We start from the raw sequence: 22590 nt of genomic DNA on the forward strand, positions 1-22590 counted from the left end.
ATGGTATATTATGTAATATTTATAGTATTATTTGGATAGAACGATTATTTAGTTAATTTTGCAAATATTAACGAACACCGAATCTATGAAAAAAACACTTACCATCGTAGCCGTTTTCTTATTGTTAGCGACTTTATATTCGAATGCACAATCGAAATATGGGGATGTAACCATTGATGAGCTGGATATGGCTGTATATCCTCAGGATACAACTGCTGCCGCTCTTATTCTATTGAAAGAGGGTAATTTAGATTTTATTTATGATGATGAAGCAGGTTTTCAATATCAGTATACACTAAAGATGAAGATAAAGATATTGAAGAATGAGGGGTTAGGGTGGTGCGATCAGGAAATCCCATATTATGAAGCAGACAGATTAAATAAGGAACGAATAACTCACTTATCTGGTACTACATACAATGCTGATAATAGAAAGATTATTAAGACAAAATTGTCAAAGGAGTTTATTTTTGATGAAAGCATAAATGAGAAGAATAAACTGAAGAAGTTTACCTTGTCGGGTGCAAAAGTAGGTTCTGTGATTGAATTTAAATATACAATTGTTTCGGACTATTATTATGATTTGCGGGAATTTTATTTTCAAAGTTCTATTCCAACACAGCAAGTTAGCTTTGAGGTTATAACTCCTGAGTATCTCTATTATAACTTAAATATGCAAGGTTACGAAAAAATAGATGCTACAACTACAATGGTTAATGCAAACTACAATATTCGTTACAAGGACGATAATGGTCGTATGCAGAGCACTATGCACACTTGTAATGCAAAAAAAACTGTTTTCAGAGGCAATAATATAAAGGCATTGAAAAATGAAAGTTATGTTTGGACATTAGGGGATTATATATCAAAAGTAACATTTGAACTAAGTAATACGAAATTTCCGAATAGCATGACAAAATCGTATACAACAACGTGGGCTAATGTAGATAAAGACATCCTTGATGCAGGTGTTTTCGGTGGTAATCTTAAGAAAACAGGCCTTTTTAAAAATGATATTTCAACAAAAGAAATAAATATTGAGAATGCAAAAGAAATACTCAATATGATTAAATATAAAGTGAAATGGAATGAGAAAAATGCATTTTATCCTTCCGATTTGGGTGATGTGTTAAAGAAAGGTTTAGGAAATAGTGCTGATATGAACTTCTTGCTTATCAATGCCTTGAAGTCTGGTGGCTTTGATGCCTATCCTGTTGTGCTTAGTACGAGGAGCAACGGACGATTGCCTGTAACTCATCCTAGTATTTCAGCATTGAATTATACAATCGTAGGTGTTAAGATAGATACCATGATGTATTATACTGATGCATCTGCTAAATTTGGAGATTGGAACCTTTTACCTCAAAAATGTATGGTTCCTCAGGCTCGTGCATTGCTTCAACAAGGGGGTGATTGGGTCGATTTGTCTACGGTTTCAATAGGAATGATGGCAATAACTAACGATTATAAATTTGAGGGAGGTGAGTATAAAGGGCGAATATCTATAACCCGAAGAGGAAATGATGCGCTGTCTTTCAGAGACCATTATGCGGACTATAAAGATAATAATGAATATTTGGAAAAGTTAGCCGGACAATTGGCTTGTGAGGTTGTCGATTTCGAGATATCAGGAGCTGATAATGCTGCGGGTGACGTCAAGGAGATTTTTATTGTAAAACCGGATGTCACTTTAGGAGACGAATTTCTTTATATAAACCCATTTTTAATAAAGCATTTTTCGGAGAATCCATTTAAAGATGAAAATCGGACTGTTCCTGTTAATTTTAATTATTTGCAAAATTATAGGCAGATAGTTAATATTATGATTCCTGAAGGTTATGCTGTAGAGGAGACTATCCAATCGGAGAAAATTCTATTAGATGAGAATGAGTCTATGGTTCTGACTTGTCGCGTGGGACAAACTCAAAATAGCATCCAGATGAACTATCAGTTTCAATTAAAATCGTTACAGTTTTTACAAACTGACTATGAATTGTTACGCAATTTCTTTGCCAAAATAGTGCTTAAAAATTCGGAGCAAATTGTATTAAAAAAGATAAGCTGACAATTTATTTATGAATTATTGAATGAGAAATATAAAAATATATTTGGTGTTTGTTACTGTTTGCTTAATGAATAGCTTCATCTATGCGAATGATTATCCGGTATCTGCAATTGCCGATAGTCTGAAAATTGATGCTGTTGCAGTTGTCCGGGATTATTCGATTGTTTTTACCCAGTCTAATCTGAATAATGCTACTTATACTGTTACTGAAGTGACAACGATTTTGAATAAACAAGGAGATTATTATGCACATTTTAGGACCTATGGAGATAAATCAAGAGAGTTGAGCAGTTTTTCCGGAATTGTGAGGGATGCATCAGGTAAGATTATTCGGAAAATCAAGAAAGGAGATCTAATCGTATCCTCTATATCGGAGGGCTCTACAATGGCTTCAGATAGTTATAGTATTTCATATGAATGCCAACACCTTTCTTACCCGTTTACAGTAGAGTATTCGTATCAGGTAAAGATAAAGAATGGGGTCATTTCTTATCCGTCTTTTAGTCCTGTCGGCTTTCAGGAATCGCTTGAGAGGGCTGAGTTTAAATTGGAATTACCATTGGATATTAATTTGCGAAAAAAATCGAATTATGCATGTAATATTCAGAATGAAAAGATAGTAGATAAGAATATATATTCACTTTCGTTAATTGGATTGAAAGCGAGAAAATATGAAGTATTGGCACCTTCGTTCCGTGAAATCTTGCCACGAGTGTTATTTGCTCCGTCTGATTTTTGTTATGATTCTCATTGTGGTAATATGTCGACATGGGGTAGTTATGCCGAATGGGTGTCTAAGCTATTGAAAGATAGAGATATCTTGTCAGCCGATTTGGTAGCTAAGCTACAAGCAATGACAAAAGACGCTAAAGATGACAGGGAGAAAGTGAGAATTATTTACGAATATATGCAAAACCATTCCCGCTATGTGAGTATTCAGATGGGTATAGGAGGATTACAGCCGGCTGCTGCCATGCATGTGGCTAAAAATGGGTTTGGAGACTGTAAGGGCTTGTCAAATTTGATGAAAGCAATGCTAAAAGCAGTTGATATACCATCAAATTATTGTGAGATAAGTATGACGGAAAGAGAACTTTATCCTGACTTTGCAAATGTGAGTCAGACAGATCATGCAATCTTGCTTGTTCCATTGAAGGGAGATAGCATATGGCTTGAGTGTACTTCACAAACCTTGCCTTTTGGATTTGTTCATGATGATATTGCAGGACATACAGCTCTTGTTATTTCCGAAGATGGTACGGAAAGTAAGTTGTGTAGGCTTCCTGTCTATACTGATAAACAAAATAATAAGGAAACTATTCTAGTTGTTGATATTCACGAAGATGGTCAGGCTTCAGGGCATATATCTTTTGTAGAGCATTTGCATGGATACGTGTCTGCAATACCTGTCTTCAATTCTAAAGATCGGGATAAGATGATTAAATATATTAATACCTATTTAAAACTACCCCATATTGAGTTTAGTGGAATTAACGCAACAGAAAATAAGGCATCATTACCTTCATGCCGGCTAGATGCTGCTTTTCAAGCTCCCGATTATGGCAATAAAACAGGAAACCGTTTATTCCTGCCTTTATGTCCTTTGCATAAAGGAACCCTGAATATGTTTTCGGCAGAGAGCCGGACTTGGGATATAGTCATGCAGAATGGTTTTAGCGAGACTGATTCTATTGTATTTAACTTGCCTGAATCGTATACGCTGGAAACCTTACCTAAAGATGTTGACATAAATACGCCTTTTGGTTCGCTCAAAACTAAAACCGAACAAAAAGATAATCAAATTATTTATACACAATACCTGGATATTTACTCGACAAGACATTCTAAAGAATCTTATAAGGAAGTAAAAGATTTTTTTGCTCAAATATCAACTACGATAAAAAGAAAACTAGTACTCCGAAAAATATAGTTTTTGTTCTTTTGCATAAAGTTCAATGTATTATTGTTTTATATTCAGAGCAGTAGTGTATTTCATTTCACTTGGTGCAGAGAAACTTTGCATTTTGATATTTCGTTTTACTTTGATGATTTTCTCGAAAATAAAATGGTTGCAGCCGTCCAAATATTCTGCTACCACTAGAAGTGGATTTTCGTTTGTATATCTTTGTCAGACTATTTATAAATAAATTCTGCAATAATTATAAGTAATGGCAATAGATCGTGTCTTTTGGTATCATTTCATGGCTGTAATAACAGTTTGTATATGGGGCGTAACATTCGTTTCAACCAAAGTCTTAATTGGCTATGGCTTGTCTCCCATCGAGATATTCTTTTTTCGCTTTGTTTTGGCATATATATGCATTTGTTTTGTCTCTCCACGTAAATTGTTTGCAAATAGCTTTAAAGACGAGTTGTGGATGGTGGGTGCAGGGCTTAGCGGAGGGTCGTTGTACTTTATCACCGAAAATACAGCATTGGGTTTGACATTAGCTTCGAATGTTTCTTTAATTATTTGTACAACGCCCATTTTGACCGCCTTTCTTTTTTATTTTGTAAATAAAGAAGAAAAACTAAAGAGAAATCTGTTAATTGGGTCATTTATTGCTTTGGCAGGAGTGGCTCTGGTTGTATTCAATGGCCGCTTTAACTTCGAAGTTAATCCATTGGGAGATATTCTTACATTTGTTGCAGCCCTCATGTGGGCATTTTATTGTCTCATACTAAGGCGTATGAATACAAAATACTCTATTTTATTCTTTACCCGTAAAGTGTTTTTCTATGGCATAATTACCTCATTGCCTATGTTCATTATTAGTCCTCTTAATTTCAATTTAGATATCTTGCTGAAACCGGTTGTGTTTTCAAATTTGCTTTTTCTCGGTGTAGTAGCTTCTATGCTATGTTTTATTATGTGGAACAATATTGTCAAAAGAATAGGCGCTTTACGTGCTACAAATTATCTTTATATTGTCCCCCTTGTTACAATGATTACCTCAGCATTGGTTATTGACGAACAAATCACAATTATTACACTTGTCGGCTCTTGCCTTATTTTATTTGGAGTCTACTTAGCGGAAAGAAGTAGATAGGCGGAGCTTACGTTTCTGTAAACTGATGAAAAAATGCCTTTATTTATTAAATGAGTGATAGTTAATATTATCTTTTTTATTACCTTAGTCAAGTTAAATCTTAAATTTCTCAATTAGTATGAAGACTATCACTTACTATTCTAAATTAATTCTTATAGCTTGTGTCTTTTTGTCCACAGCATTATTAGTAAAGGGGCAAGAAGGAGTAGAACCATATAAAAATGTATCTCTTAACTTCGATGAAAGGGCGGATGACTTGTTATCCCGATTGACGCTCGAAGAAAAAGCATTGATGCTTCGTTACGATTCGCCCGAAATTAAGCGTTTAGGTATCCCTGCCCATAACTTTTGGAATGAGTGTTTGCACGGTGTTGCGCGTTCGGGAGTCGCTACTGTTTTTCCTCAGGCCATAGGCATGGCTGCCATGTGGGATAAAGAAGAAATGTTTAGTATTGCAGATGCGATCTCAGACGAAGCTAGAGCAAAGCATCACGCGTATGCATTGCAAGGTAAGAGAGGCATATATCAAGGTCTGACATTTTGGACACCCAATATAAATATATTTCGCGATCCGCGCTGGGGCAGAGGTATGGAAACTTATGGTGAAGATCCCTATCTGACAGGCGAATTAGCAGTTCCTTTTATCAAAGGATTGCAAGGTGACGATTCGAGATATTTAAAACTCGTAGCTACAGCCAAGCACTTTGCTGTGCATAGTGGTCCCGAATCGACTCGTCATTCTTTCGATGTGTGGCCTAGCGATTATGACTTGGCAGAAACATATCTTCCTCATTTCAGAAAAACAGTAGAACATGCTAATGTTTATTCTGTGATGTGTGCTTATCAGCGCTTGAAGGGTGCTCCTTGTTGTGGAAGTAAATTTCTGGAGGGTTTGTTGCGTGAGCAATGGGGTTTTGAAGGTTATATCGTTTCCGATTGTGGAGCGATAGCTGACTTCTATAAAAAGGAAGCACACAATCTTGTTGCTACACCCGAGGAGGCTGCTGCGATGGCAATACAAGCAGGTACTGATTTGAATTGCGGCGATGTATATAGAAATTTAGTTAGTTCAGTAAAGCAAGGTTTCCTCACAGAAGCAGAATTAGATGTATCGGTGAAAAGAATTATTCTTGCCCGGATGAAATTAGGACAGTTTGATCCACAGGAAATGGTTGAGTATTCAAAAATCCCGTATAGTGTAGTCGATAGCAAAGAGCATAAACAACTAGCTTTAGATGCTGCCCATAAATCAATCGTTTTATTGAAGAACGAAAAAAATACACTTCCTTTTAATAAAGGTGTCAAAAAGGTTGCTGTAATAGGCCCTAATGCCGATGCAAAGGATGTATTGTTGGCAAACTACTATGGTTATCCGACTGATCCTAAAACAGTATTAGCAGGACTAAAAGATAAGTTACCCAATTCGCAAATCAATTTTGCACAAGGATGTCCTTTAGCACTCAAATTACCTTATTTCGATATTGTTCCATCCGATTATTTATATACTGATGGTACTAAAAAACAAAATGGCTTAAAGGCTGAATATTTTCCTAATTTAAATTGGGAAGGGACTCCGGCTCATACACAGATAGATAAGACTGTGAATTTTGCATGGTGGACTACTCCTCCATTCGCAGATATGAAATACGATCATTTTTCTGTTAGATGGAGTGGAATCATTATTCCACCCGTTACCGGAGAGTATGCCATTGCAGGAGAAGGGCTTTTGGGTTTCGACCTTTATTTAGATGGTGCTAAACTTTTATCGTGCAGAGGAGATCATGAATTGCAAAAAGCTTATGAGTATGTTCATTTAGAGGCTGGCAAATCTTATGATGTCAAGATCGATTATGTACAAAACAATACAGAATATCCGGCTATGAGTTTCTTATGGGAAAAACCTAATGACAATCTGAAACAAGAAGCGTTAAATCTGGCTAAGTCCTCCGATATAGTTGTTCTATGTATGGGATTAGGACCAACACTAGAGGGAGAAGAAATGCGGGTTAAAGTTGATGGCTTTGATAGAGGAGACCGTTTAGATATTAAATTACCTGCTATTCAAACCGAATTGATAAAAGAAATATATGCGCTGGGTAAACCTACTGTTTTAGTCTTATTAAATGGAAGTGCATTAGCATTTAATTGGGAGGCTGAAAATCTGCCTGCAATAGTAGAAGCTTGGTATCCGGGCCAGAGTGGGGGAGCAGCTATCGCTGATGTGTTGTTTGGTGATTATAATCCTGCAGGGCGTTTGCCAGTAACATTTTATAGGAGTATAGATCAGATACCGGCATTCGATGATTACAATATGGCTGGAAAAACATATCGTTATTTTGAAGGAGAGCCACTTTATGAATTCGGATATGGGTTGAGTTATACTAAATTTGAATATAAAATGTTAGCATCTTCGCAATCTGTAACGGCAGGCGATGATGTCTTGTTTTCAGTAGAGGTAAAGAATACCGGAAAAGTAGATGGTGATGAGGTGGTTCAGCTTTATGTTTCGCTATCCGATAATAATCTTAAGAATTCTATTCGTTCACTACAGGGATTTAAGCGTATTCATCTTAAAGCAGGAGAATCGGAGGTCGTTGATTTCGTTTTGACGCCGGATCAGATGGCTGGTCGAGACAGTCACGGCATACCGATAGTTGCTGCCGGTAATGCGTTGGTTTCTATTGGTGGTAAGCAACCGGATGCAAAAGCAATTGCTTCGAAGCAAGTAATCCAAAAAGAGATTAAAATTGTAGGTCCTTCTTTTTATATCCAAGAATAAGAAGCGATTACAAGCGAAAAGAGCTCCTGTTTTAACTTAAAACAGGAGCTCTTTTTGTATATGATTTATCTGGTTGCTATCCCAAATCTTAATGAAAAACTTAGAGCAAATACCGCACCTCGACCTCTGTCTTCAAATGCACTATTTTTAAATCTGAAATTGTTGGTAGCCTCAGTTTGACCAAAAGGCGTTTGCCATGATAAAGAAGCATACACAGCTGCATCTAGCGGATATTTGTCGGCTAACAACCATACCCATCCTTTTCCAACACCATATTCGGCAATCGAGAGTTCGTCGTATCTTCTATACCTTACCATTAAGGCCATATAATTTTTAGAACTGTGAGCAAAATATATTCTGGGTGCAGCTAAGAGACTGTATCCAAATTTTGTGTTTTTGAAATTCCTATTATTTTCTGCACTTATAGGAAAGGTGCTGATTTCATTTTCATAAGGTAGTATTAGACCTACACCAGCCTCTACTGCAAATAAACCCGAAAACCGATGCTCATATATTATAGGTAAATCACCATCTATTATAGATAAAATATCTGTTTTAATAATACTTGTCGGATATCCTTTTATGCCATCAACATTACTTTTGCTGAAAGACTCATAAGAGTATGTAGGATAAGAACTGAGTGTGAAATCGTAGTCTTCTTGCGCTTTTGCTTCTTCATTAGCAACTAATAATAGAGTTACTCCTAATAGTATAGTTCTGAAGTGTCTTCTATTTATAGAAGGAGGGATAAGTATCTTTTTATGAAAGATTTCCCGAATATTTATTTTTTTTATGATTGACTTCATTGTGGTATCATTTTTGAACGTTGCAATTATTGCCTATTTTCATGTTATAACGTGTTATAAATATGCCTTGTTTATATTAATTAGCTTAATTTGTATTAATTATACATTGCTAAGACTTGTGTTAATTAATGCTAATTAATGTGTATTATAGAAAAAATTGATGGCATATAAGTGAACTTTTTTCAATATTGTCTTCGAATTTTAAGTGAAGTAATCCAGACTTTTTGTTATTGTTTTATTTTTTAATAAAGATTACTGTAAAAGCGATTTAATTGAACGATTTACAACTCGATATAGTTAGATCAAACTTGTTCAATAAGGCGTTGGTTAAAAGTCAATATAGACTATATATGTTTTTAGTGATTACAAAGTTAACGTTTTCCTGTTTTTTTATCTTAAAAAAATCCAGAGGATTCAAATGTCTATTTTTAAATCATTGTCATATTTTTACGACATGAATGAAATTAAAATCACGAAAATCTTATAGTCTTAAAAGTATAAATAAACGCAATTGTATGCAACTGAAAATGCAGCAAGACCGTAAATGCATTTTCAAGATCGTAAAAAAAACTACTGCAATTTCGTCAATAGAGATACATTATCATAAAAACCCAACCATTGATTAAAGTTATCTCAATTTTTGCTGTTTTTTGAAAGAAAGATTATTGTGAAAGCAATATAATTGAAAGCTATCCAACTTGAAATAGTTGTTTCAAATTTATTAATGGTTTTACTCATTTTGTGAGCTTAAAAAGATACCTCTGTGTTAAATAACACAGAGTGTAACCTACACTTTACAAAATGATATAATAATGTTTTATAATAGTTTTTTTTATTTTTTATTCTATAATTATATGCATTTTTGGCTGGTTTTTGATAAATAAATGACGTATATTTGTGTTCTTAAACATGTATTTACTGTCAACTAAGAAAAGTCAAAACTAAATTATGGATTCAAACCTATATGATTTTATACCTATCTTAATGCAAATAGCCTTTTCGGCTATATTTGTTGTTGCAACAATTTTTGCTTCGAACTTTCTTGGGCCGAAACGAAGATCATCTATAAAAAATTCGAATTTTGAGTGCGGTCTCGATCCTATCGGAAACGCACGTTCACCTTTTGCTGTAAAGTATTTTCTAGTCGCAATCCTTTTTGTGCTTTTCGATATCGAAATTATATTTATGTACCCTTGGGCTGTCAATTTCAAAGCAATCGGGATAGATGGTCTTATTAAAATGGGAACTTTCATCGGATTGTTATTGGTGGGCTATCTCTATATAGTGAAGAGAAAAGCTTTAGAGTGGGAAAAATAAAAAGAAAAGAACCATGAGTGAATCATCATCAAATATAAATATTGTTCCTGCCCCAGAAGGGTATACAGGACATGGCTTTTTCGCTACAAAGTTCGATTATGCAATCGGTTTAGCCCGTGCTAATTCTTTGTGGCCTTTGCCTTTTGCCACATCATGTTGTGGTATAGAGTTTATGGCAACGATGGCTTCCACGTATGATATGGGGCGTTTCGGTGCCGAGCGTAATAGCTTTTCGCCACGTCAGGCTGATATGCTATTGGTAATGGGGACTATTTCTAAAAAAATGGGTCCTATTTTGCGTCATGTCTACGAGCAGATGGCAGAACCTAAATGGGTTATTGCTGTCGGTGCATGTGCTTCGTCCGGTGGTATATTCGATACATATTCGGTATTGCAGGGTATCGATAAGATTATTCCTGTAGATGTATATGTTCCCGGATGCCCTCCTCGTCCCGAGCAAATTCTAGACGGTTTGATGCAATTGCAGGAGATCGTTAAGCACGAATCTATTCACAGAAGAGGTTCGGAAAGATATGAGAAACTTCTACAATCTTATAAATTTGAATAATTAGTCAGATGGCATTAGAAACGATAGATATTCAAAATAAAATAGAAGAGAAATTTGGTCCCGATGTTTCAAAATTTCGTATGGAACAAGATATCTTAACCTTCGAAGCAGCTCCGGCGGTGATAAAGGAAGTTATCCGTTTTATGCATAAGGACGAAGTATTGCGATTTAACTTCTTGACCGATCTTTGCGGAGTACATTATCCCGACAATGAAAAACAATCTCAATTTGTGGTTGTTTATTTATTACACAACTGGCTAGATAATGTACGGGTGAGGGTGAAAACTTTCCTTGCAGCCGATAAGGTAGAGGTGGACTCAATTACTGATGTTTTTGAAGCAGCCAACTGGATGGAAAGAGAAACATACGATTTCTATGGGGTGAATTTTATTGGCCATCCTAACCTAAAACGTATATTGAACGATGATGGAATGACATCATTCCCAATGCGCAAAGAATATCCGTTGGAAGATTCGGGCAGAACAGATAAAGATGACCGCTTCTTTGGACGAACTCCTAATAATTATCAACCCGAAAGTAATAAATAAAAGAGGACAGATAATGTCAGATCAACTAATAAATCCGGAACATCGCTTTGCGAAAATTGTAAAAGAGCAGGTCTTTGAAGACGGACAGGAATTGTCGGTACTCAACTTTGGACCTACGCATCCGTCTACACATGGTGTGTTTCAGAATATTTTACTGATGAATGGCGAACGCATTGTGGATGCAGATACTACCATTGGTTATATTCACAGGGCTTTCGAGAAAATTGCAGAAAACAGGACTTTTTACCAGATCACAACTTTGACCGATCGTATGAACTACTGTTCGTCGCCGATCAATAATATGGCATGGTGGATGACTGTCGAAAAAGCTCTTGGAGTTGAAGTGCCTAAGCGTGCACAATATATGCGCGTTATAGTAATGGAGCTGGCTCGTATTACCGATCACCTTATTTGTAATTCAATCTTAGGTGTCGATCTAGGAGCATATACTCCATTTTTGTACGTAATGAAATACCGCGAACTTGCCTACGAAATATACGAAGAGATTTGCGGAGCACGTCTGACTACCAATATGGGACGTATCGGTGGATTCGAAAGAGATTGGAGCGAGGCTGCATGGCGTAAGCTCGACGAATTTTTGGAAGGTTTCCCTAAAGCTTGGGATCAACTCGAACGCTTGTTTATGCGTAACCGTATATTTATGGATCGTATTATTGGTGTTGGTACTATCTCAGCCGAGAAAGCGATGAACTATGGCTTTACCGGTCCTAACTTACGTGCAACGGGTATCGATTACGATGTGCGTGTAGCACAACCATACAGTTCTTACGAAGATTTTGATTTCATAGTGCCCGTAGGACAATCGGGTGATACATATGATCGTTTCTGTGTTCGTGCAGCAGAGGTCAAAGAAAGTTTGAAGATTATCCGTCAGGCTCGCGATAATATGCCGTCCGGCTCTTATCATGCCGATGTTCCTGACTATTACCTTCCTCCTAAAAATGAAGTATATACCGAAATGGAGGCTCTTATCAGTCATTTCAAGATTGTGATGGGCGAGATTCCGGTTCCTATTGCTGAAACTTATCATGCAGTAGAAGGTGCAAATGGCGAATTGGGTATGTATCTGATTACAGATGGCTCTCGTACACCATTCCGTGTGCATTTTCGCCGTCCTTGTTTTATTTACTATCAGGCATTCTCCGAAATGATTAAAGGTGGAATGTTTTCGGATGCTGTTGCAACCTTATCCAGTATAAATGTTATTGCAGGAGAATTAGACGCTTAATATCAAATGGAAAAAAGAGTATATTATCAAGAAATCAATATAACAGAGGAACTGTCGGCTCGTATCAACGAATTGGTTAGTCATTATCCTGCTGATAAAAAGAAATCGGCATTGATTCCTGTTTTGCATGTGGTGCAAGATGCTCACGAAAATTGGCTGAGTATACCATTAATGGATAAAGTAGCCGAAATCTTAGGAATTACACCTATCGAGGTATACGAAGTTGTTACTTTTTATACCATGTTCAATCAAAAACCGGTAGGTAAATATATGTTTGAGTTCTGTCGTACATCATGCTGTGCGATACTCGGTGGTGACGATATGATGGAATATGCCTGTCAGAAACTAGGTGTAAAAGAGGGTGAAACGACTCCCGATGGACTATTTAGTGTTGCAGGTGTAGAATGTCTGGGTGCATGCGGTTACGGACCTATGCTTCAGCTGGGTGACTACTATCACGAAAAACTGACAAAAGAAAAAATTGATGCTTTAATCGAAGATTGTAAGCAAGGTAAAATAAACCTTTATTGATTTGCGATGGCTAGAAAGATATTATTAGAAAAGATCGACATACCCGGAATAAAGGACTATGAAGTCTATCGCAAAAACGGAGGTTATGCAGCGGTAGAAAAGGCCTTGAAATCGATGACACCCGATGAGGTGACCGAGCATGTGAAAACATCAGGTCTGCGAGGTCGTGGAGGTGCAGGATTCCCTATGGGATTGAAATGGAGTTTTATCGATAAAAAATCGGGTAAGCCTCGTCATTTGGTTGTAAATGCAGACGAATCGGAACCGGGTACGTTCAAAGACCGTTTTCTGATGGAATATATTCCTCATTTACTGATCGAGGGAGCTATTGTATCGAGTTATGCATTAGAAGCTAATTTGTCATATATATATATTCGTGGTGAATATATGTGGGTGTACAAGATTTTAGAAAAAGCTATAAAAGAAGCCTATGCCAACGGATGGCTGGGTAAAAATATATTAGGAACAGGTTATTCTCTCGACTTACATGTTCACTGCGGTGCAGGAGCATACATTTGTGGCGAAGAAACTGCACTTATCGAATCATTGGAAGGTAAACGGGGCAACCCTCGTATCAAACCGCCGTTCCCTGCAGTAAGTGGTCTTTGGAATGAACCTACAGTGGTAAACAATGTGGAGTCTATTTCGGCTGTGCCATGGGTTGTGAATAATGGTGGAGAAGAATATGCTAAAATAGGTTTGGGCAAGTCGACAGGAACTAAATTAATTTCAGCATCGGGACATATTAAAAATCCGGGTGTATATGAGATAGAATTAGGCTTATCTGTCGAAGAATTTATGACTTCAGACGAATATCTTGGTGGAATGATAGATGATCGTCCTCTGAAAGCATTTATACCGGGAGGCTCATCTGTACCTATCTTACCGGCTCAGTATATCTTCAAAACCGCTAACAATGAAGATCGTTTAATGACATACGAGTCGTTGGCAGATGGTGGATTTACGACTGGATCGTCTTTAGGTTCGGGTGGATTCATTGTTTACAATGATACTGCGTGTATTGTGCGTAATACATGGAACTTCTCCAGATTTTATCATCATGAGAGTTGCGGACAATGTTCGCCTTGCCGTGAGGGTACAGGCTGGATGGAAAAAATACTTCACCGTATCGAAACTGGTACAGGGCGTGAAGAAGACATTGAATTATTGTGGAGTATTCAAGCAAAAATAGAAGGTAATACAATCTGTCCGTTGGGTGATGCTGCTGCTTGGCCTGTTGCCGCTGCTATCCGTCATTTCCGCGAAGAGTTTGAATACCATGTGCGTTTCCCTGAAAAAATAAAAAACAGGGATCACTTTGTAAATGAACCAATGGAAAAGGTTCGTCATTTGATTTCAAAATAAATAGTAAAAAGTTTCTTCTATGAAAATTACAATAGATGGACACGATATAGATGTAGAAGCCGGAACAACCATCCTGCAAGCTGCTCGCATGATTGGAGGCGAATGTGTTCCTCCGACTATGTGCTACTATTCCAAACTTAAAGATTGTGGAGGAAAGTGTCGTTGTTGTCTGGTGGAGGTTACCAAAGGTAGTGAAAGAGACCCGCGTCCTATGCCAAAACTTCAGCCGTCATGCGTTACACTTGTACAAGAGGGAATGGAAGTGCTAAGTGCCAAATCGCCTAAAGCGCTCGAAGCACGTAAGGCTGTTACCGAATTCTTGCTAATTAACCACCCGCTCGATTGCCCTGTTTGCGATCAGGCTGGCGAATGTGATTTGCAGAATCTGGCATTTAATAACGGTGCATATAAATCACGTTATATCGAAGAGAAAAGAACATTCGAACCCGAAGATATAGGTCCTCACATTCAATTGCACATGAATCGCTGCGTTCTTTGCTATCGCTGTGTGAAACTGGCGGAACAATTGACTGATGGTCGTGTACACGGTGTTCTTAATAGGGGCGATCATGCACAAATATCGACTTATGTTTCTCAGGTTATCGATAACGATTTCTCAGGAAACATGGTAGATGTATGTCCGGTAGGAGCATTAACTGATAAAACATATCGTTTCGAATCGCGTGTATGGTTCAATAAACCGTTCAATGCGCATCGTGATTGTCCGAAATGTTCGGGCAAAGTAGTCCTTTGGATGTTTGGAGATACTATTCAACGAGTGAATGCACCAAAAGACGAGTTTCACGAAGTTGAAGACTTCATCTGCAACGAATGTCGATTCGATCACAAAAATGTGAATGACTGGATTATAGACGGACCTCGTAAGTTTGAGAAATTCTCAGTTATCAATATAAATAACTACACCAAGAAATTGGATAAGGTTGAAATAATAGCAGACGATCTTATACTTGAGGGTAGAAAGCAAGATCAGGAGAAAATCAGTATGTCTGAATTTCCTTATGATGAAGCAGAATTGGAAGCAATTAAGAAAACAAAAGAAGAATAAACCCAACTATGGAGATTGCACTTATATTAGAGAAATTAATCTTTATCGTTATTGTCTTTGCTGTTACGATGTTTTTCGCATTGTATTCTACATACGCAGAGCGTAAAGTAGCAGGCTTTTTACAAGACCGCTATGGACCCAATCGCGCAGGTATATTTGGCCTTTTGCAACCTATATGTGATGGTGCGAAACTTTTCTCGAAAGAGGAATTTATGCCTGATACGCCAAATAAAATACTGTTTGTTGTAGGGCCGGCAGTTGCGATGACAGTTTCATTGCTAGGTACTGCCGTTATACCTTGGGCAGAACAGTTTGTTATTGGCGATATTACAATTCAGGGACAAATTGCAGATGTTAATGTTGCCATTCTTTACATTGTGGCGGTATTGTCAACCGCTGTATATGGTATTATAATAGGAGCATGGGCTTCTAATAATAAATATTCGTTGATGGGTGCTATTCGTGCCGGAGCACAAATGATCTCGTACGAAATAGCAATGGGGCTATCTATCATCGCTCTGATTATGATGACAGGTACTTTAAGTCTTAGAGAGATCACAATGCAACAGCATGAAATGGATTGGAATGTAATTTATCAGCCATTGACATTTCTTATCTTTTTGATTTGTGCCTTTGCCGAATGTAATCGTACACCTTTCGACTTGGCGGAATGCGAATCGGAATTGGTAAACGGTCACCATGTCGAATATTCATCTATGAAGATGGGATTCTATATGTTCTCTGAATATGTGAGCATGTTCTTCTCATCCGCACTTATATCTGTACTGTTCTTTGGCGGATATAACTATTGGGGAATGGATTGGGTTGCCGAAAACTGGGGTGCAAATCTTGCTAATATATTTGCCATCATTACTCTTTTGGGCAAGACCACATTCTTTATATTCTTCTTTATGTGGGTGCGCTGGACAATACCACGTTTCAGATATGACCAGTTGATGAACCTTGGATGGAGAATATTGTTCCCATTAGCATTGGCTAACATCTTGCTGAATGGTATTTTAATCCTGATTTTCAAATAAAAAAATCGAATTGCAATGTCAATAGAAAATATGTCATTATCGGGAAGAAAAGAAGTTGTTTCGAATAAAGAAATGACCTTCATGGAGCGTATTTATCTGCCTGCTATCATAAAAGGTATGTGGATAACTATTAAGCACTTCTTTACGAAAAAAGATACAATACAGTATCCCGAAGAACAGCGCGAATTCAGTCCTGTATATCGTGGACAGCATGTCTTGATGAGAGACGAAGAGGGACGCGAACGTTGTACAGCCTGCGGTTTGTGCGCGCTAGCCTGCCCTGCGGAAGCCATAACAATGAAAGCGGCTGAACGTAAAAAAGGAGAAGAAAACCTGTATCGCGAAGAAAAATATGCAGCGGTATACGAAATTAATATGTTACGTTGTATTTTCTGCGGTTTATGTGAAGATGCTTGCCCCAAAGAGGCAATCTATCTGACCAAATCGAAAAAGCTTGTGAAACCGAAATTGGAGCGAATAGATTTGATTTACGGAAAAGACAAACTTGTTATATCGGTTGAAGATGCCCGCGCAAGAAAATACGATAACTAAAAAGATATTTTAGAATAAGATGATTACAGTAATTTTTTATATTCTTGCAGCAATAACACTTGGCACGGCAGCTCTGACTGTTTTGTCAAAGAATCCTGTGCATAGTGCTGTGTATATGATTATCTGCTTTTTCTCCGTATCGGGTCATTTACTGATGCTTAATGCTCAGTTTCTGGCGGTGGTAAATATTGTGGTGTATGCAGGTGCTATCATTGTATTGTTATTGTTTACACTGATGTTGATGAATCTGAGTGAACAACATGAACCGAAAAAGAAAATAGCGAGTCGCGTGGCGGCTACCGTTTCGTCATGTTTAGCTGCTCTTGTATTGTTAGCCGTTTTTGTAAAAGCAAATCCGGTGATAGAAACGTACAAGGCAGAAGGGGTAGACTATCAGTCTATACAAGTTATAGGTCAGGTATTACTTGATGAATATATGGTGCCGTTCGAGTTTGTTTCTATCTTGCTTATCACAGCAATGATAGGTGCGGTACTGATATCTAAAAAAGAGAAAAAAGCTTAAGCTATGCTGAATAATATATTAGAACAAGTAGGGATCAACAATTATATATACCTCGCCATCTTATTGTTTTGCGTGGGGATGCTTGGTCTTCTTTATCGTCGCAGTACGATTGTGATGCTAATGTCGGTAGAATTGATGCTTGCAGCAGGTAATTTGTTGCTGGCCGCATTTTCGGTTTACCATCAAGATACCAGTGGACAGGTGTTCGTGCTTTTCTCGCTGGCGGTGGCAGCAGCCGAAGTTGCAGTAGGTTTGGCCATTTTAGTCTCAATCTATAGAAATATCGGATCTATTGATATCGATAAATTAAAAAACCTGAAAGGATAATTTTTGGATGGAAACAGTATTGGTATTATTACTTTTGATTAGTCCGCTTATTGGTTTCACAATCAATTTGTGTGTAGGTAAAAAGATTGGGCGATCGTTACCCGGGTTTATAGCCACAGGTGCGGTATTAGTAAGTTTCGTTATTTCGCTGATTTACTTCCTTCAAATTCTTTCTACGGGAGAAGCAGTTCATGTACATCTTTTCGAATGGATGGCATTTGGCGATTTCGCTATAAATTTCGATCTGGTACTCGATCAGTTATCATTGCTTTGGTTGTTGTTTCTGACAGGCATCGGAGCGTTGATTCATACATATTCGATAGGTTATATGCACGACGACGAGAATATCGATCGTTTCTTTGCATATCTTAATCTCTTTATATTCTTTATGATCCTGTTGGTTATAGGCGGTAATCTGCTTGTGATGTTTATAGGCTGGGAGGGTGTAGGATTATGTTCATACCTGTTGATCGGATTCTGGTATAAGAACCAGAAATTCAATGATGCTGCTAAGAAAGCATTCATCATGAACAGAATAGGAGATTTAGGTTTCTTGATTGGTATCTTTACTTTAGCCTACCTATTCAAAACAGTAGATTTCGAGGCTTTGAAACAAGCGGTTTCTACAACCACTAATCCGGAAGTTTCAACCTTGTTGGGTGTTGCAACATTTTGTTTATTCGTAGGAGCAATGGGTAAGAGTGCTCAGATTCCTTTATATACTTGGTTGCCCGATGCGATGGCTGGTCCGACTCCGGTTTCGGCATTGATTCATGCGGCAACGATGGTTACTGGTGGTATTTTTATGGTGACACGTTTAAATTTCATATTCGATTTAACTCCAAATATTCAATACTTTATTGCAATTATAGGTGCTATAACAGCATTGTTTGCCGCCACAATCGGTATCATGCAAAATGATATAAAGAAAGTATTGGCTTATTCTACCGTATCGCAACTCGGTCTTATGTTTATTGCCATAGGTTGTGGAGCATACCATGTCGCTGTATTCCATGTAATAACTCATGCTTTCTTTAAAGCCTGTTTATTTCTTGGTTCGGGTTCGGTTATCCATGCTATGGGTGGCGAACAGGATATACGCAAGATGGGAGGACTGAAAGGTGTTATGGGAATAACTTATATTACTTTTCTTGTCTCTACTTTCTCAATATCGGGTATACCTCCATTGGCAGGTTTTGTATCGAAAGACGAGATAATGATGGTTGCATTCGAACATAGTCCTTTCTTGTGGGCAATAGCAGCATTAGCTTCATTGCTTACGGCTTTTTATATGTTCCGTGTAATGTTCCTTACATTCCACAAAGATTTCAGAGGAACAGAAGAACAAAAACATCATTTGCACGAATCACCTAAAACGATGACTGCGCCGCTTATTATTCTTGCAATACTAGCATTCGTTGGTGGAGTGATTAGCTTACCGCTCGGACTTAGCTGGCTGAATAATTTCTTGACACCTGTTTTGCCGGGTATCGCTGTACAAGAACATATGCCTATTGGAGAGCAACTGGCTATGATGGCAATATCAACAGTAATTGCATTCATCGGATTAGGCTTTGCTTACTATCGATATATTAAGAAGTCCGTTGTGCCGGGCGAAGATGATAAATTGACAGGATTTGCCAAAGTGGTCTACAATAAATACTATATCGACGAAATATACAGTGCTGTATTTGTGAAACCAATGTATGTCTTGGGTAACCTCTTCCGTAATTATATAGAAAGAGCTATCTCGGGTACTATTAATAGCTTAGGGAATTTAGCTGAACTGGCTTCTGTTCCTGCGAGAAAAATGCAGAATGGAAGTTTAGGTCTATACCTCTTCTGCTTTGTAATAGGATTCTGTTCGATCATTGTATTTTTATTTTTTGTATAATAATTTTTAACTAGATATGAATATCGCTATCATATTAATCATTCTGCTGGCAGGAGCAATAATTACTTATTTCTCAGGAAATAGGTTTGCATCGAAAGTAGCTATTTTATTCAGTGTTTTTGCAGCAGTCTTTACAGTTGCTTTCCTCCTTAAATACGGTGTAGCCGGAACGAGTTACAGTACGGAATGGATTACAAATCCACTAGTCTCTTTCTCTTTGAAGGCTGACGGGCTGGCTATTGCAATGCTTTTGCTGACTACAATATTGATTCCTATAATACTGATAACGACATCGTCGGCAGATATAAAGAATGAAAAGCTATTTTATAGTTTGATTCTATTCATGGCTTTTGCTATGGTGGGAGCTTTCCTAAGTAGCGATGCTCTTTTATATTACATATTCTGGGAAATATCACTTATTCCCATCTTTTTCATTATCGTTCTATGGGGTAATGGTGAATTAGCTAAACGTCGTAAAGCTGCAATGACTTTTTTCTTATACACATTTGCAGGATCGTTGTTTATGTTGGCAGCTATTATTTATATATATACCAAAGTTGGTAGTTTTCAATTAGAAGCATTCTACAATGCAAATCTGAATGAAACCGAGCAGCTATGGGTTTTCCTTGCATTCTTCTTAGCATACGCGATTAAAATACCTATTTTTCCATTCCATACATGGCAGGCTAATGTTTATCAGAAAGCTCCTGCTGCCGGAACAATGTTATTAGCCGGACTTATGTCGAAAATGGGAGCATACAGTGTTATCCGCTGGCAATTGCCTGTAACGCCACATGCGGCACATCAATTGCAAACACTTGTGGTTGTATTGTGTATTGTAGGAGTTATATATGGAGCGATTATAGCCATACGACAAGACAATTTGAAACGCTTTTTTGCTTATGCATCGCTGTCTCACGTGGGATTTGTAGCAGCCGGAGCATATTCATTGACATACGATGGTTTACAAGGGGCAGTAATGCTTATCCTAGCACATGGATTTGGTATTGTAGGACTATTCCTTGCCGCAGATATAATCCATAAACGTACAAATACTGCATTGATAAGTCAGATGGGTGGTATAAAAGGTAAAGCACCTAAATTTACAATAGCATTTTTCCTTTGTATATTAGCATCTATCTCGATACCTCTATCATTTAACTTTGTAGGTGAATTTACCATAATGTATGGTCTTTATCAGGTAAATATCTGGTATGCTGTGCTGATCGGTACATCTATGTTCTTAGGGGCGTTCTTTATGTTGCGTATGTACCAATATGTGATGTTGGGCGAAACAACAAAGACTCCGTTCAGAGACTTGACAATAAGCGAGGGTATTGTATTCGGATTGTTGATAGCAGTAATAATATTCTTCGGAATATATTCGAAACCTGTGGCAGAGCTCGTATCGCCAAGCTTACAGGAAATTGTAACGTATATTAATAGATAATTTAGCCAAATAAGATAATGAGTACATTGGTAGCTATCTCGGGACTGGGTATTGTATGCCTTCTGTTAGAGATTTTAAATCTAAGAAAAATCCTTGTGCCTGTAGTCCTTCTGGGGTTAGTAGGTATATTAGGTATGACTATTACCGAATTTTATTTGGGAGAGCCGTTTATTGGGTCCGACAAATATGATATGATCGTTAGTACAGGTTATTCGCAAGGTTTTTCTATATTATTTATCATTCTCGCGATTTTTATAATTGTGATGAGTCCTAAATTTTATCAGGAGAAAATAGCGAAGATAGCCGACTATGTAGCTATTAAGATATTTCTTTTGGCTGGAGCGGTTGCTATGGTTTCGTTCGGAAACATGGCGATGTTCTTTCTTGGAATAGAAGTATTGTCAATTGCTGCTTATGTATTGGCTTCTAGTGAACCGAAAAACCTAAGAAGTAACGAAGCAGGAATGAAGTACTTTATAATGGGTGCATTTGCCTCTAGTTTCATTTTATTCGGTATTGCTTTGGTATATGGGGCTATCGGGTCTTTCGATCCGAGTGTAATCGGTAGTGCTGTGGCTTCTCAAAATGGAATCTTACCTTTCTGGTTCGATCTTGGTTTTGCAATGATTATCGTTGGCCTGTTATTTAAGGCTTCTATTGCTCCTTTCCATTTTTGGGCACCGGACGTATATGAAGGTTCACCGACACTCGTAACAGCATTGATGAGTACCTTAGTTAAGGTGGCGGCAATAGCTACTCTGTGTAAGATTGTAATTGTTATGACGCCTGGCATCACACCTATGTTCCAGGTTGTGATTATAATTCTCTCGATATTGTCGATGACTGTTGGTAATATAACAGCGTTAAGACAGACTAATATTAAGCGTATGATGGCTTATTCGGGTATTTCCCATGCCGGATTCATGATTATGGGATTGTTAGCCGTAGGCGGTCCGAGTAATAGTGTCTTGTATTATGCTGCTGCCTATTCTTTGGCTGGTGTTGCTGCTTTCGCAGTTATTATGGCTGTGTGTAGAGGTAAGGATAATGAAGATATATCTAACTTTAAAGGATTGGCAAAGCGTCAGCCATTGTTAACAGCTGCAATGATTGGAGCACTGCTATCTCTAGGTGGTATACCTATGTTTGCAGGCTTTTTTGCCAAGTTATTCATGTTTAGCGAAATGTTACAAGCAGGACATTTGATCCTTGTAATATTCGGTATCTTGAATTCTATTGTTGCAGTATATTATTACTTTGGTATTGTGAATGTAATGTTTGTAAGAGAGAATGAAAATGAACCATTAAAAGTTCCTGCAGAATATAAATTTGTAGCGGTAGCAGCTATTTTGCTGAATTTACTACTTGGTATCTTCCCTTCTATTATAATGGGATTGAAACTGTAAAGAATAAAGAAATAAAATAGAAAAAAGGAGTAAATATATAATTTACTCTTTTTT

General features: G+C 37.5%; 19 protein-coding genes. 18 read left to right on the forward strand and 1 reads right to left on the reverse strand.

Annotation, left to right across the window (positions count from 1 at the left end):
• Positions 1-85 precede the first annotated feature (85 nt).
• From G7Y56_RS04745 to G7Y56_RS04760, 4 genes are all read left to right on the forward strand, one after another.
• Positions 86-2065 (forward strand): DUF3857 domain-containing protein, encoded by a 1980-nt coding sequence (locus tag G7Y56_RS04745; protein WP_165041531.1) that lies wholly within the window; start codon positions 86-88, stop codon positions 2063-2065.
• Between the two features lie 22 nt (positions 2066-2087).
• Positions 2088-3995: a DUF3857 and transglutaminase domain-containing protein gene (locus tag G7Y56_RS04750; protein ID WP_255498638.1), complete on the forward strand. Its 1908-nt coding sequence runs from the start codon at positions 2088-2090 to the stop codon at positions 3993-3995.
• A 238-nt stretch (positions 3996-4233) separates the two neighbouring features.
• Positions 4234-5115: a DMT family transporter gene (locus G7Y56_RS04755; protein WP_165041533.1), complete on the forward strand. Its 882-nt coding sequence runs from the start codon at positions 4234-4236 to the stop codon at positions 5113-5115.
• A 118-nt stretch (positions 5116-5233) separates the two neighbouring features.
• Positions 5234-7894: a glycoside hydrolase family 3 C-terminal domain-containing protein gene (locus tag G7Y56_RS04760; protein WP_165041535.1), complete on the forward strand. Its 2661-nt coding sequence runs from the start codon at positions 5234-5236 to the stop codon at positions 7892-7894.
• Positions 7895-7959: 65 nt separating this feature from the next.
• On the opposite strand, the gene G7Y56_RS04765 is transcribed toward G7Y56_RS04760, so the two are convergent.
• A complete protein-coding gene (locus G7Y56_RS04765; protein ID WP_165041537.1) occupies positions 7960-8700 on the reverse strand; it encodes a hypothetical protein in 741 nt (246 codons plus the stop codon).
• 948 nt (positions 8701-9648) lie between these two features.
• Here G7Y56_RS04765 and G7Y56_RS04770 point away from each other — a divergent pair.
• Genes G7Y56_RS04770 through G7Y56_RS04835 form a run of 14 tightly spaced genes read left to right on the forward strand, consistent with a single transcriptional unit; the run spans position 9649 to position 22536 of the window.
• The gene (locus G7Y56_RS04770) at positions 9649-10017 is read left to right on the forward strand and encodes an NADH-quinone oxidoreductase subunit A (RefSeq protein ID WP_165041539.1); all 369 of its coding nucleotides are present in this window, start codon (positions 9649-9651) and stop codon (positions 10015-10017) included.
• Positions 10018-10030: 13 nt separating this feature from the next.
• Positions 10031-10585 carry an NADH-quinone oxidoreductase subunit B gene (locus G7Y56_RS04775; RefSeq protein WP_165021273.1) on the forward strand — a complete coding sequence of 185 codons (555 nt, stop codon included), beginning with the start codon at positions 10031-10033 and terminating at the stop codon, positions 10583-10585.
• Positions 10586-10593: 8 nt separating this feature from the next.
• Complete coding sequence (locus G7Y56_RS04780; protein WP_165021274.1) at positions 10594-11133, forward strand: NADH-quinone oxidoreductase subunit C; 540 nt, start codon at positions 10594-10596, stop codon at positions 11131-11133.
• A gap of 13 nt (positions 11134-11146) precedes the next feature.
• On the forward strand, positions 11147-12382 hold the full coding sequence (nuoD, locus tag G7Y56_RS04785) for an NADH dehydrogenase (quinone) subunit D (protein ID WP_165041541.1): 1236 nt from the start codon (positions 11147-11149) through the stop codon (positions 12380-12382).
• 6 nt (positions 12383-12388) lie between these two features.
• Entirely contained in the window at positions 12389-12913 is a 525-nt protein-coding gene (gene nuoE / locus G7Y56_RS04790) for an NAD(P)H-dependent oxidoreductase subunit E (RefSeq protein WP_165041543.1), read from the forward strand.
• Between the two features lie 6 nt (positions 12914-12919).
• On the forward strand, positions 12920-14278 hold the full coding sequence (gene nuoF / locus G7Y56_RS04795; protein WP_165041545.1) for an NADH-quinone oxidoreductase subunit NuoF: 1359 nt from the start codon (positions 12920-12922) through the stop codon (positions 14276-14278).
• A 19-nt stretch (positions 14279-14297) separates the two neighbouring features.
• Positions 14298-15344: a 2Fe-2S iron-sulfur cluster-binding protein gene (locus G7Y56_RS04800; protein ID WP_165041547.1), complete on the forward strand. Its 1047-nt coding sequence runs from the start codon at positions 14298-14300 to the stop codon at positions 15342-15344.
• A gap of 8 nt (positions 15345-15352) precedes the next feature.
• Positions 15353-16384 (forward strand): NADH-quinone oxidoreductase subunit NuoH, encoded by a 1032-nt coding sequence (nuoH, locus tag G7Y56_RS04805; RefSeq protein ID WP_165041549.1) that lies wholly within the window; start codon positions 15353-15355, stop codon positions 16382-16384.
• A gap of 15 nt (positions 16385-16399) precedes the next feature.
• On the forward strand, positions 16400-16936 hold the full coding sequence (locus G7Y56_RS04810) for an NADH-quinone oxidoreductase subunit I (protein WP_165041551.1): 537 nt from the start codon (positions 16400-16402) through the stop codon (positions 16934-16936).
• 19 nt (positions 16937-16955) lie between these two features.
• Positions 16956-17459 (forward strand): NADH-quinone oxidoreductase subunit J, encoded by a 504-nt coding sequence (locus G7Y56_RS04815; RefSeq protein WP_165021281.1) that lies wholly within the window; start codon positions 16956-16958, stop codon positions 17457-17459.
• Positions 17460-17462: 3 nt separating this feature from the next.
• Positions 17463-17786, forward strand: a complete 324-nt coding sequence (gene nuoK, locus G7Y56_RS04820; protein WP_165021282.1) for an NADH-quinone oxidoreductase subunit NuoK — start codon at positions 17463-17465, stop codon at positions 17784-17786.
• 7 nt (positions 17787-17793) lie between these two features.
• Positions 17794-19680, forward strand: coding sequence for an NADH-quinone oxidoreductase subunit L (gene nuoL / locus G7Y56_RS04825; protein ID WP_165041553.1), 1887 nt, complete (start codon positions 17794-17796; stop codon positions 19678-19680).
• Between the two features lie 16 nt (positions 19681-19696).
• Positions 19697-21130 (forward strand): NuoM family protein, encoded by a 1434-nt coding sequence (locus G7Y56_RS04830; protein WP_165041555.1) that lies wholly within the window; start codon positions 19697-19699, stop codon positions 21128-21130.
• A 17-nt stretch (positions 21131-21147) separates the two neighbouring features.
• Positions 21148-22536: an NADH-quinone oxidoreductase subunit N gene (locus G7Y56_RS04835; RefSeq protein ID WP_165041557.1), complete on the forward strand. Its 1389-nt coding sequence runs from the start codon at positions 21148-21150 to the stop codon at positions 22534-22536.
• Positions 22537-22590 lie beyond the last annotated feature (54 nt).

The organism is Dysgonomonas sp. ZJ709 (assembly GCF_011039195.1).
Classification (GTDB): Bacteria; Bacteroidota; Bacteroidia; order Bacteroidales; family Dysgonomonadaceae; genus Dysgonomonas.

Excerpts from the sequence above, each read along its gene's own strand:
- G7Y56_RS04775 (WP_165021273.1), top strand. The coding sequence starts at position 10,031 with ATGAGTGAATCATCATCAAATATAAATATTGTTCCTGCCCCAGAAGGG.
- G7Y56_RS04800 (WP_165041547.1), top strand. The coding sequence starts at position 14,298 with ATGAAAATTACAATAGATGGACACGATATAGATGTAGAAGCCGGAACA.
- nuoE (WP_165041543.1), top strand. The coding sequence starts at position 12,389 with ATGGAAAAAAGAGTATATTATCAAGAAATCAATATAACAGAGGAACTG.
- G7Y56_RS04755 (WP_165041533.1), top strand. The coding sequence starts at position 4,234 with ATGGCAATAGATCGTGTCTTTTGGTATCATTTCATGGCTGTAATAACA.
- G7Y56_RS04780 (WP_165021274.1), top strand. The coding sequence starts at position 10,594 with ATGGCATTAGAAACGATAGATATTCAAAATAAAATAGAAGAGAAATTT.
- G7Y56_RS04770 (WP_165041539.1), top strand. The coding sequence starts at position 9,649 with ATGGATTCAAACCTATATGATTTTATACCTATCTTAATGCAAATAGCC.
- nuoF (WP_165041545.1), top strand. The coding sequence starts at position 12,920 with ATGGCTAGAAAGATATTATTAGAAAAGATCGACATACCCGGAATAAAG.
- G7Y56_RS04835 (WP_165041557.1), top strand. The coding sequence starts at position 21,148 with ATGAGTACATTGGTAGCTATCTCGGGACTGGGTATTGTATGCCTTCTG.
- G7Y56_RS04830 (WP_165041555.1), top strand. The coding sequence starts at position 19,697 with ATGAATATCGCTATCATATTAATCATTCTGCTGGCAGGAGCAATAATT.
- nuoL (WP_165041553.1), top strand. The coding sequence starts at position 17,794 with ATGGAAACAGTATTGGTATTATTACTTTTGATTAGTCCGCTTATTGGT.
- nuoK (WP_165021282.1), top strand. The coding sequence starts at position 17,463 with ATGCTGAATAATATATTAGAACAAGTAGGGATCAACAATTATATATAC.
- G7Y56_RS04815 (WP_165021281.1), top strand. The coding sequence starts at position 16,956 with ATGATTACAGTAATTTTTTATATTCTTGCAGCAATAACACTTGGCACG.
- nuoH (WP_165041549.1), top strand. The coding sequence starts at position 15,353 with ATGGAGATTGCACTTATATTAGAGAAATTAATCTTTATCGTTATTGTC.
- nuoD (WP_165041541.1), top strand. The coding sequence starts at position 11,147 with ATGTCAGATCAACTAATAAATCCGGAACATCGCTTTGCGAAAATTGTA.
- G7Y56_RS04810 (WP_165041551.1), top strand. The coding sequence starts at position 16,400 with ATGTCAATAGAAAATATGTCATTATCGGGAAGAAAAGAAGTTGTTTCG.
- G7Y56_RS04750 (WP_255498638.1), top strand. The coding sequence starts at position 2,088 with ATGAGAAATATAAAAATATATTTGGTGTTTGTTACTGTTTGCTTAATG.
- G7Y56_RS04765 (WP_165041537.1), bottom strand. The coding sequence starts at position 8,700 with ATGAAGTCAATCATAAAAAAAATAAATATTCGGGAAATCTTTCATAAA.
- G7Y56_RS04760 (WP_165041535.1), top strand. The coding sequence starts at position 5,234 with ATGAAGACTATCACTTACTATTCTAAATTAATTCTTATAGCTTGTGTC.
- G7Y56_RS04745 (WP_165041531.1), top strand. The coding sequence starts at position 86 with ATGAAAAAAACACTTACCATCGTAGCCGTTTTCTTATTGTTAGCGACT.